General features: G+C 36.5%; 16 protein-coding genes and 1 tRNA gene. 11 read left to right on the forward strand and 6 right to left on the reverse strand.

The window, feature by feature from the left end; translation table 11 throughout:
- Positions 1 to 43: 43 nt before the first annotated feature.
- A complete protein-coding gene (locus tag FD26_RS03030) occupies positions 44 to 1,774 on the reverse strand; it encodes a hypothetical protein (RefSeq protein WP_057866965.1) in 1,731 nt (576 codons plus the stop codon).
- A gap of 649 nt (positions 1,775 to 2,423) precedes the next feature.
- On the opposite strand from FD26_RS03030, the gene FD26_RS03035 reads away from it, so the two are divergent.
- Positions 2,424 to 2,624, forward strand: coding sequence for a hypothetical protein (locus FD26_RS03035; RefSeq protein ID WP_057866966.1), 201 nt, complete (start codon positions 2,424 to 2,426; stop codon positions 2,622 to 2,624).
- A 349-nt stretch (positions 2,625 to 2,973) separates the two neighbouring features.
- Here FD26_RS03035 and FD26_RS03040 read toward each other — a convergent pair whose 3' ends face one another.
- The 4 genes from FD26_RS03040 to FD26_RS03055 all read right to left on the reverse strand — a co-directional run bounded on the left by FD26_RS03040 (position 2,974) and on the right by FD26_RS03055 (position 7,823).
- Positions 2,974 to 4,365, reverse strand: coding sequence for a DHA2 family efflux MFS transporter permease subunit (locus FD26_RS03040; protein WP_057866967.1), 1,392 nt, complete (start codon positions 4,363 to 4,365; stop codon positions 2,974 to 2,976).
- 684 nt (positions 4,366 to 5,049) lie between these two features.
- Complete coding sequence (gene clpP / locus FD26_RS03045; RefSeq protein ID WP_057866968.1) at positions 5,050 to 5,637, reverse strand: ATP-dependent Clp endopeptidase proteolytic subunit ClpP; 588 nt, start codon at positions 5,635 to 5,637, stop codon at positions 5,050 to 5,052.
- 101 nt (positions 5,638 to 5,738) lie between these two features.
- Positions 5,739 to 6,863: an acyltransferase family protein gene (locus tag FD26_RS03050; RefSeq protein ID WP_057866969.1), complete on the reverse strand. Its 1,125-nt coding sequence runs from the start codon at positions 6,861 to 6,863 to the stop codon at positions 5,739 to 5,741.
- 84 nt (positions 6,864 to 6,947) lie between these two features.
- A complete protein-coding gene (locus FD26_RS03055; RefSeq protein WP_057866970.1) occupies positions 6,948 to 7,823 on the reverse strand; it encodes a LysR family transcriptional regulator in 876 nt (291 codons plus the stop codon).
- A gap of 138 nt (positions 7,824 to 7,961) precedes the next feature.
- Here FD26_RS03055 and FD26_RS03060 point away from each other — a divergent pair, with 138 nt between their 5' ends.
- The 6 genes from FD26_RS03060 (at position 7,962) to FD26_RS03085 (ending at position 14,021) form a co-directional block, all read left to right on the forward strand.
- Positions 7,962 to 8,855 (forward strand): ACP S-malonyltransferase, encoded by an 894-nt coding sequence (locus tag FD26_RS03060; RefSeq protein ID WP_268750915.1) that lies wholly within the window; start codon positions 7,962 to 7,964, stop codon positions 8,853 to 8,855.
- A 3-nt stretch (positions 8,856 to 8,858) separates the two neighbouring features.
- Complete coding sequence (gene mdcA / locus FD26_RS03065; RefSeq protein WP_057866972.1) at positions 8,859 to 10,499, forward strand: malonate decarboxylase subunit alpha; 1,641 nt, start codon at positions 8,859 to 8,861, stop codon at positions 10,497 to 10,499.
- Between the two features lie 45 nt (positions 10,500 to 10,544).
- Positions 10,545 to 10,841 carry a malonate decarboxylase acyl carrier protein gene (mdcC, locus tag FD26_RS03070; RefSeq protein WP_057866973.1) on the forward strand — a complete coding sequence of 99 codons (297 nt, stop codon included), beginning with the start codon at positions 10,545 to 10,547 and terminating at the stop codon, positions 10,839 to 10,841.
- On the forward strand, positions 10,831 to 12,492 hold the full coding sequence (gene mdcD / locus FD26_RS03075) for a biotin-independent malonate decarboxylase subunit beta (RefSeq protein WP_057866974.1): 1,662 nt from the start codon (positions 10,831 to 10,833) through the stop codon (positions 12,490 to 12,492). The genes mdcC and mdcD overlap by 11 nt, the downstream gene beginning before the upstream one ends.
- Positions 12,486 to 13,103, forward strand: a complete 618-nt coding sequence (locus FD26_RS03080; protein WP_057866975.1) for a malonate decarboxylase holo-ACP synthase — start codon at positions 12,486 to 12,488, stop codon at positions 13,101 to 13,103. Before mdcD ends, FD26_RS03080 begins: the two co-directional genes overlap by 7 nt.
- A 126-nt stretch (positions 13,104 to 13,229) precedes the next feature.
- Entirely contained in the window at positions 13,230 to 14,021 is a 792-nt protein-coding gene (locus FD26_RS03085) for an alpha/beta fold hydrolase (RefSeq protein ID WP_057866976.1), read from the forward strand.
- A 124-nt stretch (positions 14,022 to 14,145) separates the two neighbouring features.
- Here the strand turns inward: FD26_RS03085 and FD26_RS03090 are convergent.
- Positions 14,146 to 14,217 (reverse strand) — tRNA-Arg (locus FD26_RS03090).
- Between the two features lie 224 nt (positions 14,218 to 14,441).
- On the opposite strand from FD26_RS03090, the gene FD26_RS03095 reads away from it, so the two are divergent.
- The 4 genes from FD26_RS03095 (at position 14,442) to tpiA (ending at position 18,665) form a co-directional block, all read left to right on the forward strand.
- Positions 14,442 to 15,488, forward strand: coding sequence for a sugar-binding transcriptional regulator (locus FD26_RS03095; protein WP_057866977.1), 1,047 nt, complete (start codon positions 14,442 to 14,444; stop codon positions 15,486 to 15,488).
- Positions 15,489 to 15,522: 34 nt separating this feature from the next.
- Positions 15,523 to 16,551 (forward strand): type I glyceraldehyde-3-phosphate dehydrogenase, encoded by a 1,029-nt coding sequence (gap, locus tag FD26_RS03100; RefSeq protein WP_057866978.1) that lies wholly within the window; start codon positions 15,523 to 15,525, stop codon positions 16,549 to 16,551.
- A 120-nt stretch (positions 16,552 to 16,671) separates the two neighbouring features.
- A complete protein-coding gene (locus FD26_RS03105) occupies positions 16,672 to 17,886 on the forward strand; it encodes a phosphoglycerate kinase (RefSeq protein ID WP_057866979.1) in 1,215 nt (404 codons plus the stop codon).
- A gap of 26 nt (positions 17,887 to 17,912) precedes the next feature.
- A complete protein-coding gene (tpiA, locus tag FD26_RS03110) occupies positions 17,913 to 18,665 on the forward strand; it encodes a triose-phosphate isomerase (protein WP_057866980.1) in 753 nt (250 codons plus the stop codon).
- Positions 18,666 to 18,722 lie beyond the last annotated feature (57 nt).

The raw sequence follows: 18,722 nt of genomic DNA on the forward strand, positions 1-18,722 counted from the left end.
GTATATGCTTGCATTTATAAAAAACAATTACTTTATTGCAAGTTTAAGAGATTTGAAAATAATTAGATTTTTTAATTGGAACAGTCAAGCCAATTAGTAAGACTAAAAAGAGTATCGTAGACATCCACAACAGAGCTTTATAAAGTGTCGGTTGAATAAATTCAATTTTATAATTAGCATGTTTTAGATTGCTTTGAGACTCAATCGTAATTAATCCATAATTATTTAAATGAGCTGTAGTAGGTTTGCCGTTTAAAGTAATTCGATATTTCAAAGTTCGATAGCCAAAAACAGGTAAGCTGATAGATCCCTTAGGAACATTATGGGCTTTAAAAGTTATCGAATTGACGGTAGTTGTATGAGTTAAAGGAATATCTTTAGTTTTAGTAGTTCCCAACTGATTAGTAATTAAATAGCTTAATTGAGGATCGAAACTGGCACCGTTGCTGCCTTTTTGAAGGGGAGCGGAGTTAGGTGCATAGTCAGGTAAGAGAGTTCGACTTAACTTATTGCTATTAATTCCAGTTGAGGTCAACTTCACAGTGTCATTGGGGGGCACCATAGTGGAGGTATATTTATTAACAACTGTTAAATTAGCGGTGTGATAATATTGAAAATTATAACTATTGCGGAAGGCCAAAATAAATGATAATACTGCTAAAATTAATAAAATGATACGACTAGTACGCTCTTTGAAGTTAATTAAAACCATGATCAAGGGAGCTATACCAAGAAAGATACCGAAACGCCAATTGGCAGCTTGGAAGGTATCAATAATCGGTAAGTGGCTTAAAAGATTCCATGGAAGAATATTGGTACAAAAAATTATTAAAAGAAGTTCTAATGAAAGCCAAGGTAATAATTGCTTTATTTTATCCCGCTTAATTCCAATCAAAGTAATGATAATTAAAACAATAGCAATTTCGGAAATAGTTGATTTAGCACTCCAACTAGTAGTACTGAAGAGATTCCAGAGCGATTCACTGGTAACGTGTCCCTTGCCAAACGGAGCTAATAAACCGGTTTTGGAAATTTTGACGATGCGATAGAGAAGGGGGGCCGATAAAAGGACCGTTAGAAAAGCAGCTATTGCTAAATTGAGCCAAGCTTGATAGTTTTTGCGAATAACTGTTATAACGATTAAAAAGAGGCCAGCTATTATTGTTATTACAACAGCGCTTAGAAGGTGAGAGTTGATTACAATAGTCATTAAAAGAGCTGTTTTTATAATTAGTTTTGGTTCAACTTTTTTACTTTCAATAGCATCTTTAAGTGTAAATAAAATGGGAAAAGCAAAAATCATTATGATAGCAGTTCCTGTTTGCATCTCATTAGCTAAATCTTTTAGAACTGAACCTGATAAAGTAAAGATAATTGCTGCTAAAACAGCATTACGACTTTCAAAACGTTTATTTAAAGATAAAAAGGTGACAATAAAAGTTAAAAAGGCTATTAAACTTTTAATTGCGATGATCTGATGAATCGGTGTCAGAAAATTAGTCACCAGAACCAATGGCCACAAGGTTAAATCAGGATACATTCCGTTGACAGCTTGGCCAGTATTATAAAAAGTATTGAAATTAACCCAGCTGGGCAGTGCGTGATGTAGAAAAGCCAATCTGATGTCATAGATACGTTGAGTGTGAAAAAAAGTATCATACAGTGAAATCATATAATTGAAATGAAATTGCCAAATAGTCCAACCCAGAAGGGCCACTAAAAAAATAATTGCTATAAAGAAAGTTTGTTGCGCGGGTTTGTTTTTTACATTCAAAATCGACACTCCTATAAATAAATAATCCAGAACTTAATTATACTTCACTTAAGCTGAGCAAAAAATGTCTAAAGGTTGAAAGTGCAAAATAGTCTTCAGTCATTTAGTGTGTTGAGTTTTGATAAAAAATCATAGTTATTCATACATTATGAAGCATTATCTAGGAACTGCGCTAGGATCTGTCAATTTGATATTGCTTGAATAGTCAGTTGCCAGTAAGTTCTTAGACTGTCATTGAAAGTTTTCGGAATCATTCGTGTTCAACCTGTACTTGCTCAAACATCCGTAAGAAAGGGATTTTGCAAAAATGAAAGCGGTGTTATAATGTTCTTAGGATTTAATGGATGTTTGAATTATTCCTAGACTTCTTCCTAGACTTCTTCCTACCAGAGATAGGCTCACAGTTGCCAAGATATTACGGAATCTACCTGTTCCATTCGCTACACTCGGTCAACTCGCTACTTCCTGGAGGATATCCTTAATTTCGTAAGTGATTTAGTGTATAGTCTCAGTTGGCTTCGATAGAACTTTACCTAATTATCTTAAGACTCCGACAAAGCTGCGATTAGAAGGAAATAAAAAGCTACCTAAAAGTATACGTCCATAATGAGTCCTGATTGACCTTATTCAATAAAGGAAGTGACATCTTATGATGATGTATCCATATTTGAAATTAGGCCCCAGAGATGGAGTTATGTTGATTTCAGTCTTTATTATGTTAGTTTTAACACTAGTTTTTAAATGGTCGGTATGGGAATTTGCGTTTTCTGTTGGTGCAGTCATAATTGCGTTCTTAGCAGGAAGCATGAAACCGAATAAGAAGAACGTGCTGGCTTTCTTGAAAAAATAGTTTGAATAGGGACAGAATACGTTGAACTTTTGTAGATTCCAAACGCTTTCTTAACTATTAAGGCTGTATTCTTGATAGGACAGAGGGATTTTTAATTTGTTTCAGGTTGCCGGGAACACATCGCACCAGCGTTGAATTTTGATAGAAAATCATAGTTTTTCTACATTATGAAGCATTGTCTAGAAGCCTGTTAAGGCCGCTAAGTAATGCTTTTTTAATTTGTTGAAAACTCTATTTAATATAGACGAATCCATACTAAAGGATGTTTATTTTTGTATAATAAAACCCCGGCAAGCCGAGGTTTGTTGGTTTCATTTAACTTTAATCTTTAGGTATTTATAGTATTAAATCATTTAGCTTTTTTATTATTCTTAATCAACAAAGCAAAGATAAATCCGATGATTGCCATGCCGAAGAAGAAAGTGAAAACAGCTTGATAGCCAACTAAACCATTGTTAGCTGGTAAACGATGGTTTTGATTGGTTGTTACAAGAATCAAGGTAGCTAGACTAACGCCTAAAGAACCAAGTAATTGGCGCACAGTAGTGATGATCGCCGTACCGTGGGGAATTAATTCTTCTGACAGTGAATTTCCTCCAAGAGTAGTGGCTGGCATCATGACAAAAGCATTTCCACCTTCAATCAGAGTGGCGATTAAGATCATTGGCCAGATAGATAATTTGATTCGAAGGGCAAATAAGAAGAACCAGCCGACAACAATCATTGCCATTCCAATTATTAAGGTTGATTTGAAGCCGATTTTATCAGCTAGTTTACCAGTAAGGGGATTCAAAATACTCAAAACAATAGCTGGTGGAACCAAAGCCAATCCAGACATTAAGACCGATGTATGAAGAATATTTTGATAATAAAGTGGATAAATAATTGTAACGACGATTAGTGAAATATATGAAAAACCAGTTAAAAGAACTGCTAAGTCGAAATTGAAATTTTTCATAACTTTCAAATCTAGCAAAGGTTGTTGCTTAGTTAATTGACGATGAACGAATAGAATAGTCAAGATAATACTAATTACTAATAAAATGAGCAAATTGGCGCTGAGACTCTTAGTGGCGCCAGCCTGATTAACAACATAAAGCAAGCCAATTAATCCAAGTAAATAAATGGTTGAAATTAAATCTAGATTAGCTTTATGGCGGGGCATAACATCTTTAATATTGAATAGACCGCTGATAAAAATCACAATCATAATCAATAGAAAAATGACGAATAAGCCTTGCCATTGTAAAAAGTTCAAAACAATACCGGAAATAATTGGACCGCTGGCTAGTGCAGATCCCATAACTAATCCAGCATATCCCATAGTAGCCCCACGATTGTCTTCAGGCGTAATAGTCATTAAAACTGATTGAAACGATGGGAAAAGTATTCCTACTCCAACAGCTTCGAGTGCTCGCCCAAGCATAGCCATAGGGAAATTTGGTGCTACGATAATAATTAAAGTACCTAAAGCAAAAATTGCTACAACGCTTAAAAAGATTTTTTTAAACGAAAAGTTGTTTAATAGCCATGGACTGATCGGCATCATAATACACATAATCAGCATGAACCCGGTAGTTAGCCATTGAATTGTTGGTGCCGTGACACCAAAGAATTTCATTAATGTTGGATAAGCCGTTGATAATGAAGACTGACTGATCGACATTGTGAAGGTTCCGGACAACAAAGTTAAAATGAATAACTTACGAGTTAGGCTATTTTGGATTTCACCTTTATTCATAAATACCCCTTCTTTTGTATAGTCTAATAACTATTTAAGGGTAACCTAATATTTTTTTGCTGTCTAGTACAGAGCTTGATATATAGCGCTTTCATAGTTGAAAAAATATAAAATGACGTTTTGTATTTAAACTTGGTTAAAGCATAAGTATTCCCGCCTTCCGCAAAAATTGAAATTTGGCTGGAACGCTGTGGGCACGACTTGAAACTTATGCTGCGCATAATTTCCAGGCTCGGCCTTATTCTAAGCAATAAATTGCCAAGAATAATCTCACAGCTGAGCCAATTTCAATTTTTGTTCCAGGCTAGTGTAACTGTTATATGATTTTTCATTTTAAATACAAAAATACCTAATGACTATGAAACTTTTTAGTCATTAGGTATTTTTTTAGAATTTTAAATTAAAAGAATAAAGGGTAGCTGCAAATTTAAGGTTAATAATATTAACTAATAAATTAATCTGGAACGAAGCTAGGATGGTCTCAGTAGTGATGTTTATCTTAGTGTGGAACACACTTAGATAAAGGTGGAGCTTGAAGACTGTTGGCGTTGCCAAGAGACTCCAAGTCAGCCCACTACGTTCCAGACCATTCCTAGCGCAGTGGAAGATGGCATCCTTTAATACTCGTACTTTAACCAATCCGAAGCAAGAATCCATTGATTGGGAAGAAGCATTGTTTAAAAATTACTTGTCAGCTTTATTTGTCATGATTTCATCAATCAAACCATAATCTTTAGCTTCTTGAGCTGTCATGTAGTTATCACGATCAGTATCTTTTTGAAGTTTTTCAAAGGTTTGACCAGAATTGTCAGCCAAAATGTGATTCAATCTCTTTCTTGTCTTCAAGATTTCGCGAGCGGCAATTTCAATTTCAGTTTGTTGACCTTGAGCACCACCTAATGGTTGGTGAATAAGGACAGTTGAATTTGGTAAAGCAAAACGTTTGCCCTTTGTACCTGCTGAAAGCAAGACACTGGCCATTGAAGCAGCCATACCAGTAGCAATTGTTTGAACGTCAGACTTAACGAAGTTCATTGTATCCATAATAGCTAATCCGTCGGTAACTGAACCACCGGGTGAGTTAATATACATTGAAATATCTTTGTCAGAATCTTGGGCATCTAGGAAAAGTAATTCAGCAATGACTGTATTAGCCATTTGGCTGTTAACTTCACCAGATAACATAATGATTCTATCTTTTAATAATCTTGAGTAAATATCGTAGGCACGTTCGCCACGAGAACTTTGTTCGATAACTGTAGGAACTAACATAAAATGCCTCCTGTTTTTGATTAGCACTCTTAATAGCACAGTGCTAATTTAGCATACAATACTTATTGGGTCAACAAACTAAGCTTAATAAATAAAAATAATTATTCTAAAGACTGTTGAAGACGTTTTTTATGGAATAATGCTTTAATTTTTGACCAAATAATATGGAAAGAATATGCGGAGACAAATGATAGTACCCAAGTCAATAAATAGCAAATAATAACAGCTAGCAGCGGATTGATAGTTGCTAAATTATTGCCGCCAAGACGCCAAATTATTTGAAGCCAAAAGACATTGGATAAATAAGCTCGATAGGCATAGGTAGCTAGGAAATGAAAAGCTGATAATGCCTTGGAACGAGTATTAATATGGTGAATTGCTAAAGCTGCAATTAAAAAAATGGCTGTTAACGCATAAATTGTCATTGATGGCTTGTAATATGGAGCATTAGGCAATTTTATGGGATAGCCATAGGAAAATAATTCACGGTTAGTCCAGTAGAAAACTGCTAAGAAAATAACAATTAAAAATGGCGTGGCCTTTTTTATGAAGATTTCAAATTTATTGCGATACATCCAAGCGATAACTCCAAAGATTCCATAAATTATGAAGCTTAAAAAGACTCGATCTAATAAATACCAACTTTGTTCATGTGGACCGTGAAAAACTTGGGTATCATAGAAGGCTAACCAACTGACAAAGAAAACAACAGTTATACCAATCGTCCAAAGGGCGTTTTTAGAATTTTTCTGTATCCAATGTGCTAAGGACCAGAATAAAGGCATGAGAATGATGAATTGAAGCATCATCGTATTATACCAGAGGTGTGGTGCAGCATTACCATTGATAAAATGCCAACAAAATGATCCTAAGTCGTGATATTGATTGACTTGTTGAACATTTGGAAAGATGAATAGGTAAGCTAGTGTCCACCAAATAGTGGGTACAAAAAGAGCAGACCATTGCTTACACATATATCCACCATAGTTTTTCCATGTATTCTGGTTAGTCGTCCGAGTCGTAGTATAGAGAATTCCGAAGATAAAGGCTGGGGCGGTAAACTTGACCAGATTATAAATAATTCCAATCGGTGTTTGATAATTGAAACTTGGATTAGTGGATAATACTAAACTAAGAACAGTCTGCATCATTACGGCAGTACAAGCAAAGACTTTCATATAATCGCCGATATCGGCAGGGCTTGTAGTGTCTTTTTTTATATTCATTTGATAATCTCCCTTTGTAAAATTGTGAGATCAACAAAAGGAAATGCTTAAAGCAAATATAAGCTCATTAAAAATAAAAAGCAACTAAATTTTTAATTCAGAACGTTGGAACTTTAGAAAAATCATAATTAATTCATTACTGATTTCTCGTTGAATGCCAGTCATGTTTCGGTGCGGAGAACTGAGATAAATTGTTCTTTGCAAAGGATCGGGAGTCAGTCGAGCTAATTGGACTTTGGGCTGAATGGTTTGCCAAGTTACGGAAGGAATAAAGCTCAACCCAATGCCAGCTTCAATTAACCCCCTGACGGTGGCTGGATCATCAGCTTCATACATATAATCTAAAGCAATATCACGTTTATTAAAGTAACGATCAATTGTAAAACGTAACGGATTGTTTCTGGATAGGCCAATTAATTTCTCGCCTTTTAATTCGCTTGGCTTAACGAATTGTTTGCTATAGCCGTAATTTATATTCCAGCCAACAAAGATTTCTTCCTTTAAAACAGGCACATTAGTTAATCCCTGAAGCGGATTGCTAGTAACGATAAAATCGAATTGTTTGAAGTCGGTTTCTCTAACGTTGTGTTGGGCCAGAGTTAATCTAACATTGGGAAACTTTTGTTTAACGTTGGCAACAATTGTGGGAATGAAGGGAGAGGCTACCTCTAATAATAAAGAAATAGGATATTCGGTTTGATCGGGACCACCTTTGACAGCATTGATTCCTCGATCTAATTCTTCCAAACTGTCATTAACATAGCTGTAAAAGAGTTTGCCAGCTCGGTCAAGTTTTAAAGTGCGACCAGTTCGATCAAATAATTTAGTATCTAATTCATCTTCTAACTGCTTGATAGTTTTACTGACAGCAGGTTGGGAGACATAGAGAATATTGGAAGCCTTAGTAATACTTTCTTGATTAGCAACTACAACAAAGTATTTTAATTGATTAATGTTCATTAGATCACCTCATATATAACCAAATGGTTAAGTATTATGCTTTTTATATATTATACATGTTATGAATCATTTCTTATACTGAACAAGTGAGATCAATAAAAAGGTTAATGGAGGTGAGGGTATATTAAAACTTTATGGATTTTTCCTGGACAAGGCGGGCAACAAGCAGGAATGCTTCAAAATGTTTCTCATGATCTGTTGGCAAAAGTTAAAGATTTAACGGGTGTAGAACTGACAGATGATGATCGAGCATATCAGGATTCAATTCAGATACAGTTAGGAATTTTAGTTTTACAGCTATTCAACATTCGGCAATTGCGAAGTATTAATCAAAGCCCTGCTGCTGTGGCAGGACATTCCTTAGGTATTTTTGCAGCAGCTGTAGCTAGTGGAGTTATTAGCGAAGATGAAGCAATTAAAACTGTTTATATTCGTTCTCAGAAAATGCAAGAATCATATCCAACTGGGTATGGTATGGGAGCTATTGTTGGTTTGACTAGAAAAGGAGTTTCTGAATTAGTTGAAAAAATTAATAGTGATGTTGAGCCGGTCTTTACTTCTAATCAAAATTCCGAACTACAGACTGTTATTTCTGGATCTATTGCAGGCATAAAAAAAGTATTGGCTTTAGCTAAGAAAGATAGTGCTCAAAAGGCTGTCTTGTTAAAAGTACCTGTGCCTTCTCATTCTCCGTTAATGCAATCCGTTGCTGATGTTCTGGAAACAAGACTAGCAACAGTGACGTTACATGATCCCAAATGTATCTATTTGGCTAATTATAATGGTCACGCTATTAGAAATGTTCAAGGTGTTAAATACGATATGATTAACAATCTCGTTCACCCGGTTTATTGGGACACGATGATGGATGTGGCTCAGGAGTTAGGAATAGATACATCTTTGGAAACGCAGCCAGGACAAACCTTTACAAGATTAGTTAAAAGTAAGTTTCCTGATTTTAGAACAATCACCATGAAGAATATGAAACTTGATGATATAGAATTTTTATTGGAAAAATGGAAAAGAGGATAATTGATGGCTACAAGAAGTTGGACACAAAATCGTGATGCAAAAGCAGCCAAGTTGGCTAGTATTTCATCAATTTTAGACGGTAAGTTCGTTAAAACAGAAAATGCTAAAAATTTATTGGAAAGTGTGATCAATCCGGGCGACAAAGTCGTTTTGGAAGGTGATAACCAGAAGCAGGCCAGTTTTCTATCACAAACCTTACCTTCAGTTGATCCTGAAAAAATTCATGATTTACATATGATTATGTCGAGTGTTTCTCGTCCAGAACATTTGGATATTTTTGAAACCGGTATTGCTAAAAAACTGGACTTTTCTTTTGCAGGACCACAGAGTACTAGAATCTCTCAAATGATTGCTGATGGAACTATGGAAGTCGGCGATATCCATACTTATTTGGAATTGTATGCTCGTTTATATGTTGATTTGATTCCTAATGTGGTTTTGGTAGCAGCTGATAAAGTCGATCGTGAAGGTAATCTTTATACAGGAGCTAATACTGAAGAGACACCAGTTATTGTTGAATCAGCAGCTTTTAAAGATGGAATTGTTATCGTTCAGGCTAATGAGATTGTTGATAAAGTTCCACGAGTTGATATTCCTGGCGATTGGGTCGATATTGTTGTTCCAGCTGATGAACCATATCAACTAGAACCTCTATTTACCAGAGACCCACAAAATATTACTGAATTACAGATTCTAATGGGAATGATGGCCATTCGTGGCATTTATGAAAAACATAACGTCCAAACAGTTAACCATGGTGTTGGCTTCAATACAGCCGCAATTGAATTATTGTTGCCGACATATGGAGAACAATTAGGTCTAAAAGGCAAGATTGTTCCTAACTGGGAAGTTAATCCTACACCAACCTTGATTCCAGCAATTGAGAGTGGCTGGGTTCAAACTATCCACAGTTTCGGTGGAGAAGTTGGTATGGAAAATTATATTGCTCATCGTCCTGATATTTTCTTTGTTGGTAAAGATGGCACGATGCGTTCTAACCGTGCTTTTGGTCAAATGGCCGGTCAATATGCGCTTGATATGTTCGTAGGTTCAACTTTACAAATTGATAAATATGGTAATTCTTCAACTGTTACTAACGGTCGTTTATCAGGATTTGGTGGGGCTCCTAATATGGGAAGCAATCCAACTGGCCGTCGTCATTCTACGCCAGCTTGGCAAAGCTTTCGTCCGGATGATGATCCATTGGGTAAAGGTGAAAAATTAGTTGTCCAAATGGTAGAAACATTCGGTTCTAATAAAAAGCCTGTCTTTGTTGATCATTTGGATGCTGAAGAAGTTCAAAAAGAAGCCAAGTTAGCAAATGTTCCAATTATGATTTATAGCGAAGATACGACTCATATTGTGACAGAAGAAGGTATTGCTTACCTTTATAAGACTGATAGTATGGCTGAAAGACAAGCCGCCATTGAGGCGGTTGCTGGCGTTACACCGGTTGGATTGAGAAGTAATCCTAAGCAGCTAGCTGATCTTAGGGCTCGTGGAATTGTTGCTTTGCCAGAAGATTTAGGTGTTCGTCGTAGCGAAGCCAAGAGATCATTATTGGCAGCACAAAATATGGATGACCTTGTTAAATGGTCAGATGGACTTTATAATCCACCTGCTAAGTTTAGAAGTTGGTCATAATAAGCAATTTTAATCCAATATATATAGTAAGAAATGGAGACAAAAATGGAAAAATCACATTTTAATTTCGACACAAAAGAAGCAATTTCTAAACCGGTTCATGTTGGTGTCGTAGCCTCTGGCGACCTTGAAGTTATTTTTAGACCAACCAATCAAGAGACTGAGGTTAATGTTGTAACTGGTAGTGATGGATTTAAAGAAGTTTGGGGTAATGTTTTAAAGCGTTTCTTTGACAGATATCCTATTCAAGCAAATATTGAGATCAACGATTTTGGTTCAACGCCGGGTGTTGTTAATCTTCGTTTGACCCAAGCATTGGAGGAACTAAAGGATGAAAAATAGTTTTGTTGAATTACATGCACGCGAACTAGCTCTTTCATTGCTAGATGCTGGTACTTCTAGAGAATTAGTAGGACCACTTGATAATATGATTTCTCCACATTTGGAACCACAAGGTATTGTTCCTGAAAGTGATGATGGAATTGTTTTGATGAAAGGGAAGATTGAAGACAAGAACGTCTTGATCGTCTCTATTGAAGGTAAGTTCCAAGGTGGAGGAATCGGTGAAGTTAGTGGTGCCAAAATCGTAGCAGCTTTGGAAAAAGCTTTGGAAGATAACCAAAATGGTAAAACAATTTATCCTATTCTTGTTTTGGATACAGGTGGTGTTCGTCTTCAAGAAGCTAATTATGGCTTGCTTTCGATTTCTGAAATTCAAAATGTGGTGATTGCTTTAAAGAAATACGTACCTGTAATTGGTTTGATTCCAGGACGTGTGGGTTCATTTGGAGGAATGTCAATTACAGCCTCGATTCTTTCATATTTGATTACAACCAATAAAGCTAGAATTGGTTTGAATGGACCTGAAGTTATTGAACAAGAAGCCGGAGTCCGTGAATTTGATTCCAGCGATAAGAATCTAATTTGGAATACTTTGGGTACTAAACAAAGATTGGCTACTGGTCTAGTAGATGAAGTTGTTGATGATACAGTTGATGATATTAAAGAAGCAGTTATCAATGAAATTAACGCCAAAAAAGATGCTCATCGAACTGAAAATGTTGATTTTTATTTGAGTTTATTAGATCAATTAGATTTGAATAAAAAATTGGATATTTCTAGTTATGATAAACTTTATCAACAAGTGAAAACTACTAAGCATGAAGTAGCTGATGCTGTCGTTGGTTCAGAGGCTGGCACTAAGAGCCGTGGTCGTCTCTGGTTTGAAAAACTAACTGGTATTAAGAATGCTAAAAGTTCTGTGCCAACAGTTTTACATGCTCCAAAAGATGGCAAAGAATATATTGCTATCGTGCCTGATGCTAAGAATGCTTTTCCTCGAGTTAGAAATGGTGAGGTTGGTTTGCAAGAAGGCTTTGCTGTTGCTAGTGTAGTTAATAAAATTGTGGCTGAAGATAAAAATCAGACAACTAAACGTCCAATTATTTTAGTAGTAGATGTTCCTAGTCAAGCATATGGCTACCAGGAAGAGTTAATTGGTATTCATGTGGCACTTGGTTCTAGTGCCGCTGCCTATGCTAAAGCTCGTCAGGCTGGTCATCCAGTGATTGCCTTTATTCCTGGAGATGCTGTTGCGGGTGGCTTTTTAGCCCATGGGTTACAATCTAATCGTTTGATTGCTTTAGATGATACTTCTATTACTATTCAAGCGATGTCAAAAGCCAGTGCTGCTAGAATTACTCAAAGAACTATTGCAGAGTTGGAAGAGGCTACAAAGCATGTTCCTGCAATGGCTTATGATATTGATAATTATGAAAAACTTGGGGCGCTTTACAAGTTAGTCAAGGGAATTGGTTCATGGGATGCTACTGATGAAAACGTTGCTAAAATTAAGCAAATTATTGATGATGCTATCCAAAGTACAGTCAATAAACCAGCCAATTTGCATTTCCGTTATGAAACACCAATTGCAAAGGAAAGCGGACGTAAAGCTACGTTGCAAGTTCGTCAATTAGTTACTGAACAATGGTAGTAGTAAAGCCACATGATTTATTACAGATAGCGTCACTAAAGGAGTTATTTGGAAATGATTTACCGGTATGGGCTACGGCTGTTTTTCCTCAATCTTTAACAGTAGTAGTCAGAAGAAGTCCAATTTTAAATAACCAAATTCCTGTTGGTATTAGAGGGCAAAAACGGGAACAACGTTTTGCTACCTATATCAATCGAACCGCCATTCAAAAAATAATTACACCATATGATTTGGTTAAAAATAAAGTTTGGAATGATCTCTCAGAAGATAGAAAAGAATTACCGGCGATAATGGCCTTGCCAGAAGTAGCAAAAATTTTGCAAACTTATCATTGGGGAGTTAGTGGAAGTGTTGGTTTTGAATTAGCCACTAAAGTTAAGACGGCCAAATTAAGCAGCGATTTAGATTTAGTTTGGCAACCGGATACTTCACTTAGTAAGAATGAAGCCAAGTTTTTATTGAAAAAGTTAAATCAATTTGGCGTTCATGTTGACTTGCAAGTTATTCGAGGCAACAATGGCTTTTCTCTAGAGGAGTATGCAAATAGTAAATCGACTATTATGGTAAAAACTTTGCGTGATCCAATTTTGGTAAATGATCCGTGGTTATAGAGCTAAGATATAAAAAACAATGAGTTCAGAAGAATTCATTGTTTTTTGCAATATTATTAAATTTTTAAGTTAAGGTTAATTTTTAATTCATATAATAGATACGATTGAATAAAGAGGAGATACGCAATGAAATATATGACGGATGATAAGGTTGAACTGGACTATTGTGATCAAGGTCAAGGACAGCCCGTAATTCTAGTCGAAGGCTTCGGTGGTTACCAAGAAATTTGGAAATTACAAGTTAAATACTTGTTAGAAATGAATTGTCGGGTAATTACATATGATCATCGAAATCATGGTCGTTCTCAGAGAACCGCGGCTAATTTAAGCATTGAACAATTAACAGCCGATTTAGCCGGGTTAATTGATTATTTGAAATTGGATCAACCAATCTTAATAGGGCACTCAATGGGAGCAAGTGTTTGTTACGATTATTTAAGTCATTACCAAAATGTTGATGCTGTCATGGCAATTGATCAATCACCCAAAATGTTAAATGATGTTGATTGGCCTTATGGTTTTGAATCAATTACAAATGCTGATTTTTCTGAAAAATTAAATTATCCTGACGAAGTGCATGAGACGCTTCATGGATTGGATCGAAGAATTACCTTAGCTTTAAATAGAGTTCGAAGCCAATATCCTTTTGACCGTAATCAGAATATGACGTTATTGTTTGACCATGCCCAAAAGGATTGGCGTAGAATTTTGTTAAAAAGTTCAATTCCAGTTACTTTAGTTACTGCTAGACAGAGTCCGTATTTTGATTATCATTTCGCAGACTCGCTTGTCGATCAAAATTCACTGATAAAACAAGTTGTAGTTGATAATTGTGGGCATGATATAATAGCTGAAGTTCCAGAATTGTTTAATCAAACGTTACGCCATTTTATTTTTAGTAGTACAAAAAAAAGATAACATTCCGCATGTAAAACACGAAGTATTATCTTCTTTTTATAGGATAATATTCTGTTAAAGAGATAATTTACTAATAAAAGTTGATTTATCAACACTTATTGGTAAAAGTTTGTGAAACAAAAAATGCGCCACGTGGGAGTCGAACCCACATTCCAGGAACCGGAATCCTGTGTGCGATCCATTACACTAGCGGCGCAAGTACACTCTTATTTTATCGCACTTCCATATCAAAAGTAAATCTCAAAAAAATTATTATTAATTTTACTTTTTGTAAACATATCCCTTGAAATTTTCACAAGAGAGTCTATAATTACAGTTGTGCTTAAGAGATGAGGTAAAACTCATCTGGGCTTTTATTTTTTGAGTACATGGGTCGTAAACAGACATACAGGGACAATATTTGCCCCATGGAGTATATCAATGACTAATAATGAAGATTTAGAATTGCTGGATTTAGTTGCCCCAGACTTCATTAAGACTCTGGAAAAGCGATTTAAAATACTTCAGAGTATCTCATTAATGGAGCCAGTTGGGCGCAGAGTTTTAGCTGATGATCTTAACATTACAGAGCGTGGTTTAAGAACTGAAACCGACTTGTTGAGAAAGCAAGGCTTACTTATTTCATCAAAGTCTGGAATGTCTCTAACAAAGACAGGTACAGATGTGGTAAGTAGACTAACCAAGATATTAGCTGATTATCAAGGAACAGCTCTTTTAGAGAAACAATTGAGTCAAAAACTTGGTATTAGTCGTTGTATCATCTTACCCGGTAATGCTGATAAGCAATATCGAGTAGTTGATTCTTTTGGTAGAAGGCTTAATCAACTTTTAGGTTCGATTTTACCAGCCGGACAGTCAATGATTTCTGTCACTGGTGGTAGTACTCTAGCACGTGTAGCGAGAAATCTTTCACCAGATTTATCTAAAAATCGCCAGTTGGTATTTGTGCCAGCTCGTGGTGGAGTAGGTGAGTCAGTAACGATTCAAGCAAACAGTGTCTGTGCAGAGATGGCTTTAAAAACTCAGGGTCAATATCGGGCAATGTATTTGCCAGAAGACATAAGTGAAAAAAGTTTTGAATCTTTGCAAAAAGAGACTTCAATTAAATCGGTTCTTGAACTAATATATAGAAGTAATGTTGTGATTCACAGCATTGGAACCGCAAGGATTATGGCTGATCGTAGAAATTTATCTGCGAAGGAACAAAAGATTGTCGATGATGGGCAAGCTATTTCTGAAGCATTTGGTGATTTCTTTGATCAAAGTGGTAAACTTGTATACAAGGTACCTAGGATTGGACTTCATGTCCGGGACCTTGATAAAATTAAACATGTGATTGCAATTGCTGGCGGTCAAAGTAAGGCTAAAGCAATTCAATCATATATGAAAAACGCACCTCATCATACGATTTTAATAACTGATGAAGGTGCCTCAAAGCTGATTTTAAGGGATAACCCTTTAAAATAATATTTTTTTGATTTCCTGAAGGAGGAATTTTTGTATGACTACAAAAGTTGGTATTAATGGATTTGGCCGTATCGGTCGTTTGGCATTCCGCCGTATCGCTGCACTTCAAGCAGCTGGCAAGACAGATTTGGAAGTTGTTGCAATTAACGATTTAACTTCACCTGCTATGCTTGCTCACCTATTGAAGTATGATACTGCTCATGGTAACTTCGAAATTGACAAGATCACTGCTGAAGATAACGCTATCGTTGTTGATGGTAAGAAGATCCCTGTATATGCTGAAATGAACGCTGCAGACCTTAAATGGGTTGCTAACGACGGTGTTGACATCGTTCTTGAATGTACTGGTTTCTACACATCACAAGAAAAAGCACAAGCTCATATCGATGCTGGTGCAAAACGTGTATTGATCTCAGCTCCATCAGGTGCTATGCCTACAGTTGTTTACGGTGTTAACGACGACATTCTAACAAATGACGTTAAGATCGCTTCAGCTGGTTCATGTACAACAAACTGTCTTGCACCTCTAGCAAATGCCGTAAACAAAGAATTCGGTATTAAAGCTGGTACAATGACAACTATCCATGCTTACACAGCTACTCAAAAACTTCAAGATGGTCCAGAACGTAAAGGTAATGTTCGTGCTGCACGTGCTGCTGCTGCAAACATCATCCCTCATTCAACTGGTGCTGCTAAGGCTCTTGGTCTTGTTGTTCCTGAACTTAAAGGTAAACTTGACGGACATGCACAACGTGTTCCAGTTATCACAGGTTCAGTTACTGAATTAGTTGCAACTCTTGACAAAGAAGTTACAGTTGACGAAGTAAATGCTGCTATCAAGAAGTATACAGAAAACAACCCTTCATTCGGTTACAACGATGATGAAATCGTATCTTCAGATGTTATCGGTACATCATTCGGTTCAATCTTTGACCCAACACAAACACAAATCGTTGGTTCAGGTGACGCCCAAGTTGTAAAGACTGTTGCTTGGTATGACAACGAATCAGGATTTACTGCACAAATGGTTCGTACACTTGAAAAATTTGCTACATTAGACTAATTCGTTAGCTTAATTAGTGATTAAATTAAGATAAAACCTAATTTAGTGTGATTTAAATTGGCGGAGGGAGGAAACTCCTTCCGCCTTTTTTTAAGGAAAATATTGGAGGAATTATTTACAATGGCTAAACTTATCGTTTCTGACGTTGACGTAAAAGACAAAAAAGTCTTGATGCGTGTAGATTTCAACGTTCCTATTAAAGATGGTGTTGTCGGCGATACTAACCGTATCGTTGGTGCTATCCCAACAATCAAGTATGTTTCAGAACATGGTGGAAAGGTTATCTTGCTATCTCACTTGGGTCGTATTAAGAGTGACGAAGACAAGAAAGCTTTATCATTGAAGCCAGTTGCTGCTAAACTTCAAGAATTAAGTGGTATGCCAGTTAAGTTCGTACCTGTTAACGAAGGTAAAGAACTTGAAGATGCTATCAATGAACTAAAAGATGGCGACATTCTACTTATGGAAAATACTCGTTTCCAAGATATCGACAACGACTTTGGTAAACGCGAAAGCAAGAACGATCCTAAACTTGGCGAATACTGGGCATCACTTGGTGATGTATTTATCAACGATGCATTCGGTACAGCCCACAGAAGCCATGCTTCAAACGTTGGTATTTCAACAGCTATGAAGGCTGCTGGTAAGCCAGTTGCTGCTGGTTTCTTGATGGAAAAGGAAATCAAGTTCTTAGGTAACGCCGTTGACAATCCTGTACACCCATTCGTAACAATTCTTGGTGGTGCTAAGGTTTCAGATAAGATCGGTGTTATTGAAAACTTAATTCCAAAATCAGACCATATCTTAATCGGTGGTGGTATGGCATACACATTCTTAGCTGCTCAAGGCCACAAGATTGGTAAGTCATTGTTCGAAGCTGACAAGGTTGAATTGGCTAAGGATCTATTACAAAAGGCTGGCGACAAGATCGTTCTTCCTGTAGATCATATTGTTGCTAAGGAATTCTCAAACGATGCTGAAGCTACAACTACTGATGGCGTTGATATTCCTGATGACGAAATGGCTCTTGATATCGGACCTAAGACAGTTAAATTGTTCCAAGATACTCTAAAGGGTGCTAAGACTGTTGTATGGAATGGACCAATGGGTGCATTTGAAATGAGCAAGTTTGCTGAAGGTACTCTTGAAGTTGGACGTGCTATGGGTAACTTGACAGATGCTATTACTATCGTTGGTGGTGGTGACTCAACTGCTGCTGCTAAGAGTCTTGGTATTGCTGACAAGCTAACACACATCTCAACTGGTGGTGGTGCTTCACTAGAATATCTTGAAGGTAAAGTATTACCTGGTATCGACTCAATTTCAAATAAATAATTATTTTTCAGAGGAGAATTAATTTTATGCGTACACCTATTATTGCGGGTAACTGGAAGATGAACAAAAATCCTAAGGAAACTCAAGAATTTTTAGACGGTATCAAAGGTAAATTGCCTGAATCAGGCGTTGAAACTATTATTGGTGCCCCAGCTATTGACCTTACAACACTTGTTGCAGGTGCTGAAGGTACACCTTTAAAAACTGCTGCTGAAAACAGTTACTTTGAAGATGCTGGTGCCTTTACTGGTGAAACTTCACCTAAAGCTCTTGATGAAATGGGTATTGATTATGTAATCATCGGCCATTCAGAAAGAAGACAATACTTCGGTGAAACTGATGAAGATATCAACAAGAAAGCTCACGCTATCTTGAAGAACAACATGTTACCTATCATTTGCTGTGGTGAAACACTAGAACAACGTGAAGCTGGCAAGGCTGAAGACTGGGTAACTGGTCAAATCGAAAATGCTGTTAAGGGTATTTCTGCTGATGATTTAGCTAAATCAGTTATCGCTTACGAACCAATCTGGGCTATCGGTACTGGTAAGACTGCTACTGCTGATCAAGCACAAGAAATGGTTCACGTAATCCGTGAAAAAGTTGCTAGCTTGTATGATGCTGATACTGCTGATAAAGTAAGAATTCTTTATGGTGGTTCTGTAAAACCTGCTAACGTTAAAGAATTGATGGCTAAAGAAGATATTGATGGTGGACTTGTTGGTGGAGCATCAATGGATCCAGAATCATTTATCGCCTTAGCTACATTCAACAAATAATAACTTCTATTAAGTTATTTATTTTAAGTACTAAAAAGGTTAAAATTAGTTTGTATT

The organism is Companilactobacillus crustorum JCM 15951, from assembly GCF_001434585.1.
In the GTDB taxonomy this organism is placed as follows: domain Bacteria; phylum Bacillota; class Bacilli; order Lactobacillales; family Lactobacillaceae; genus Companilactobacillus; species Companilactobacillus crustorum.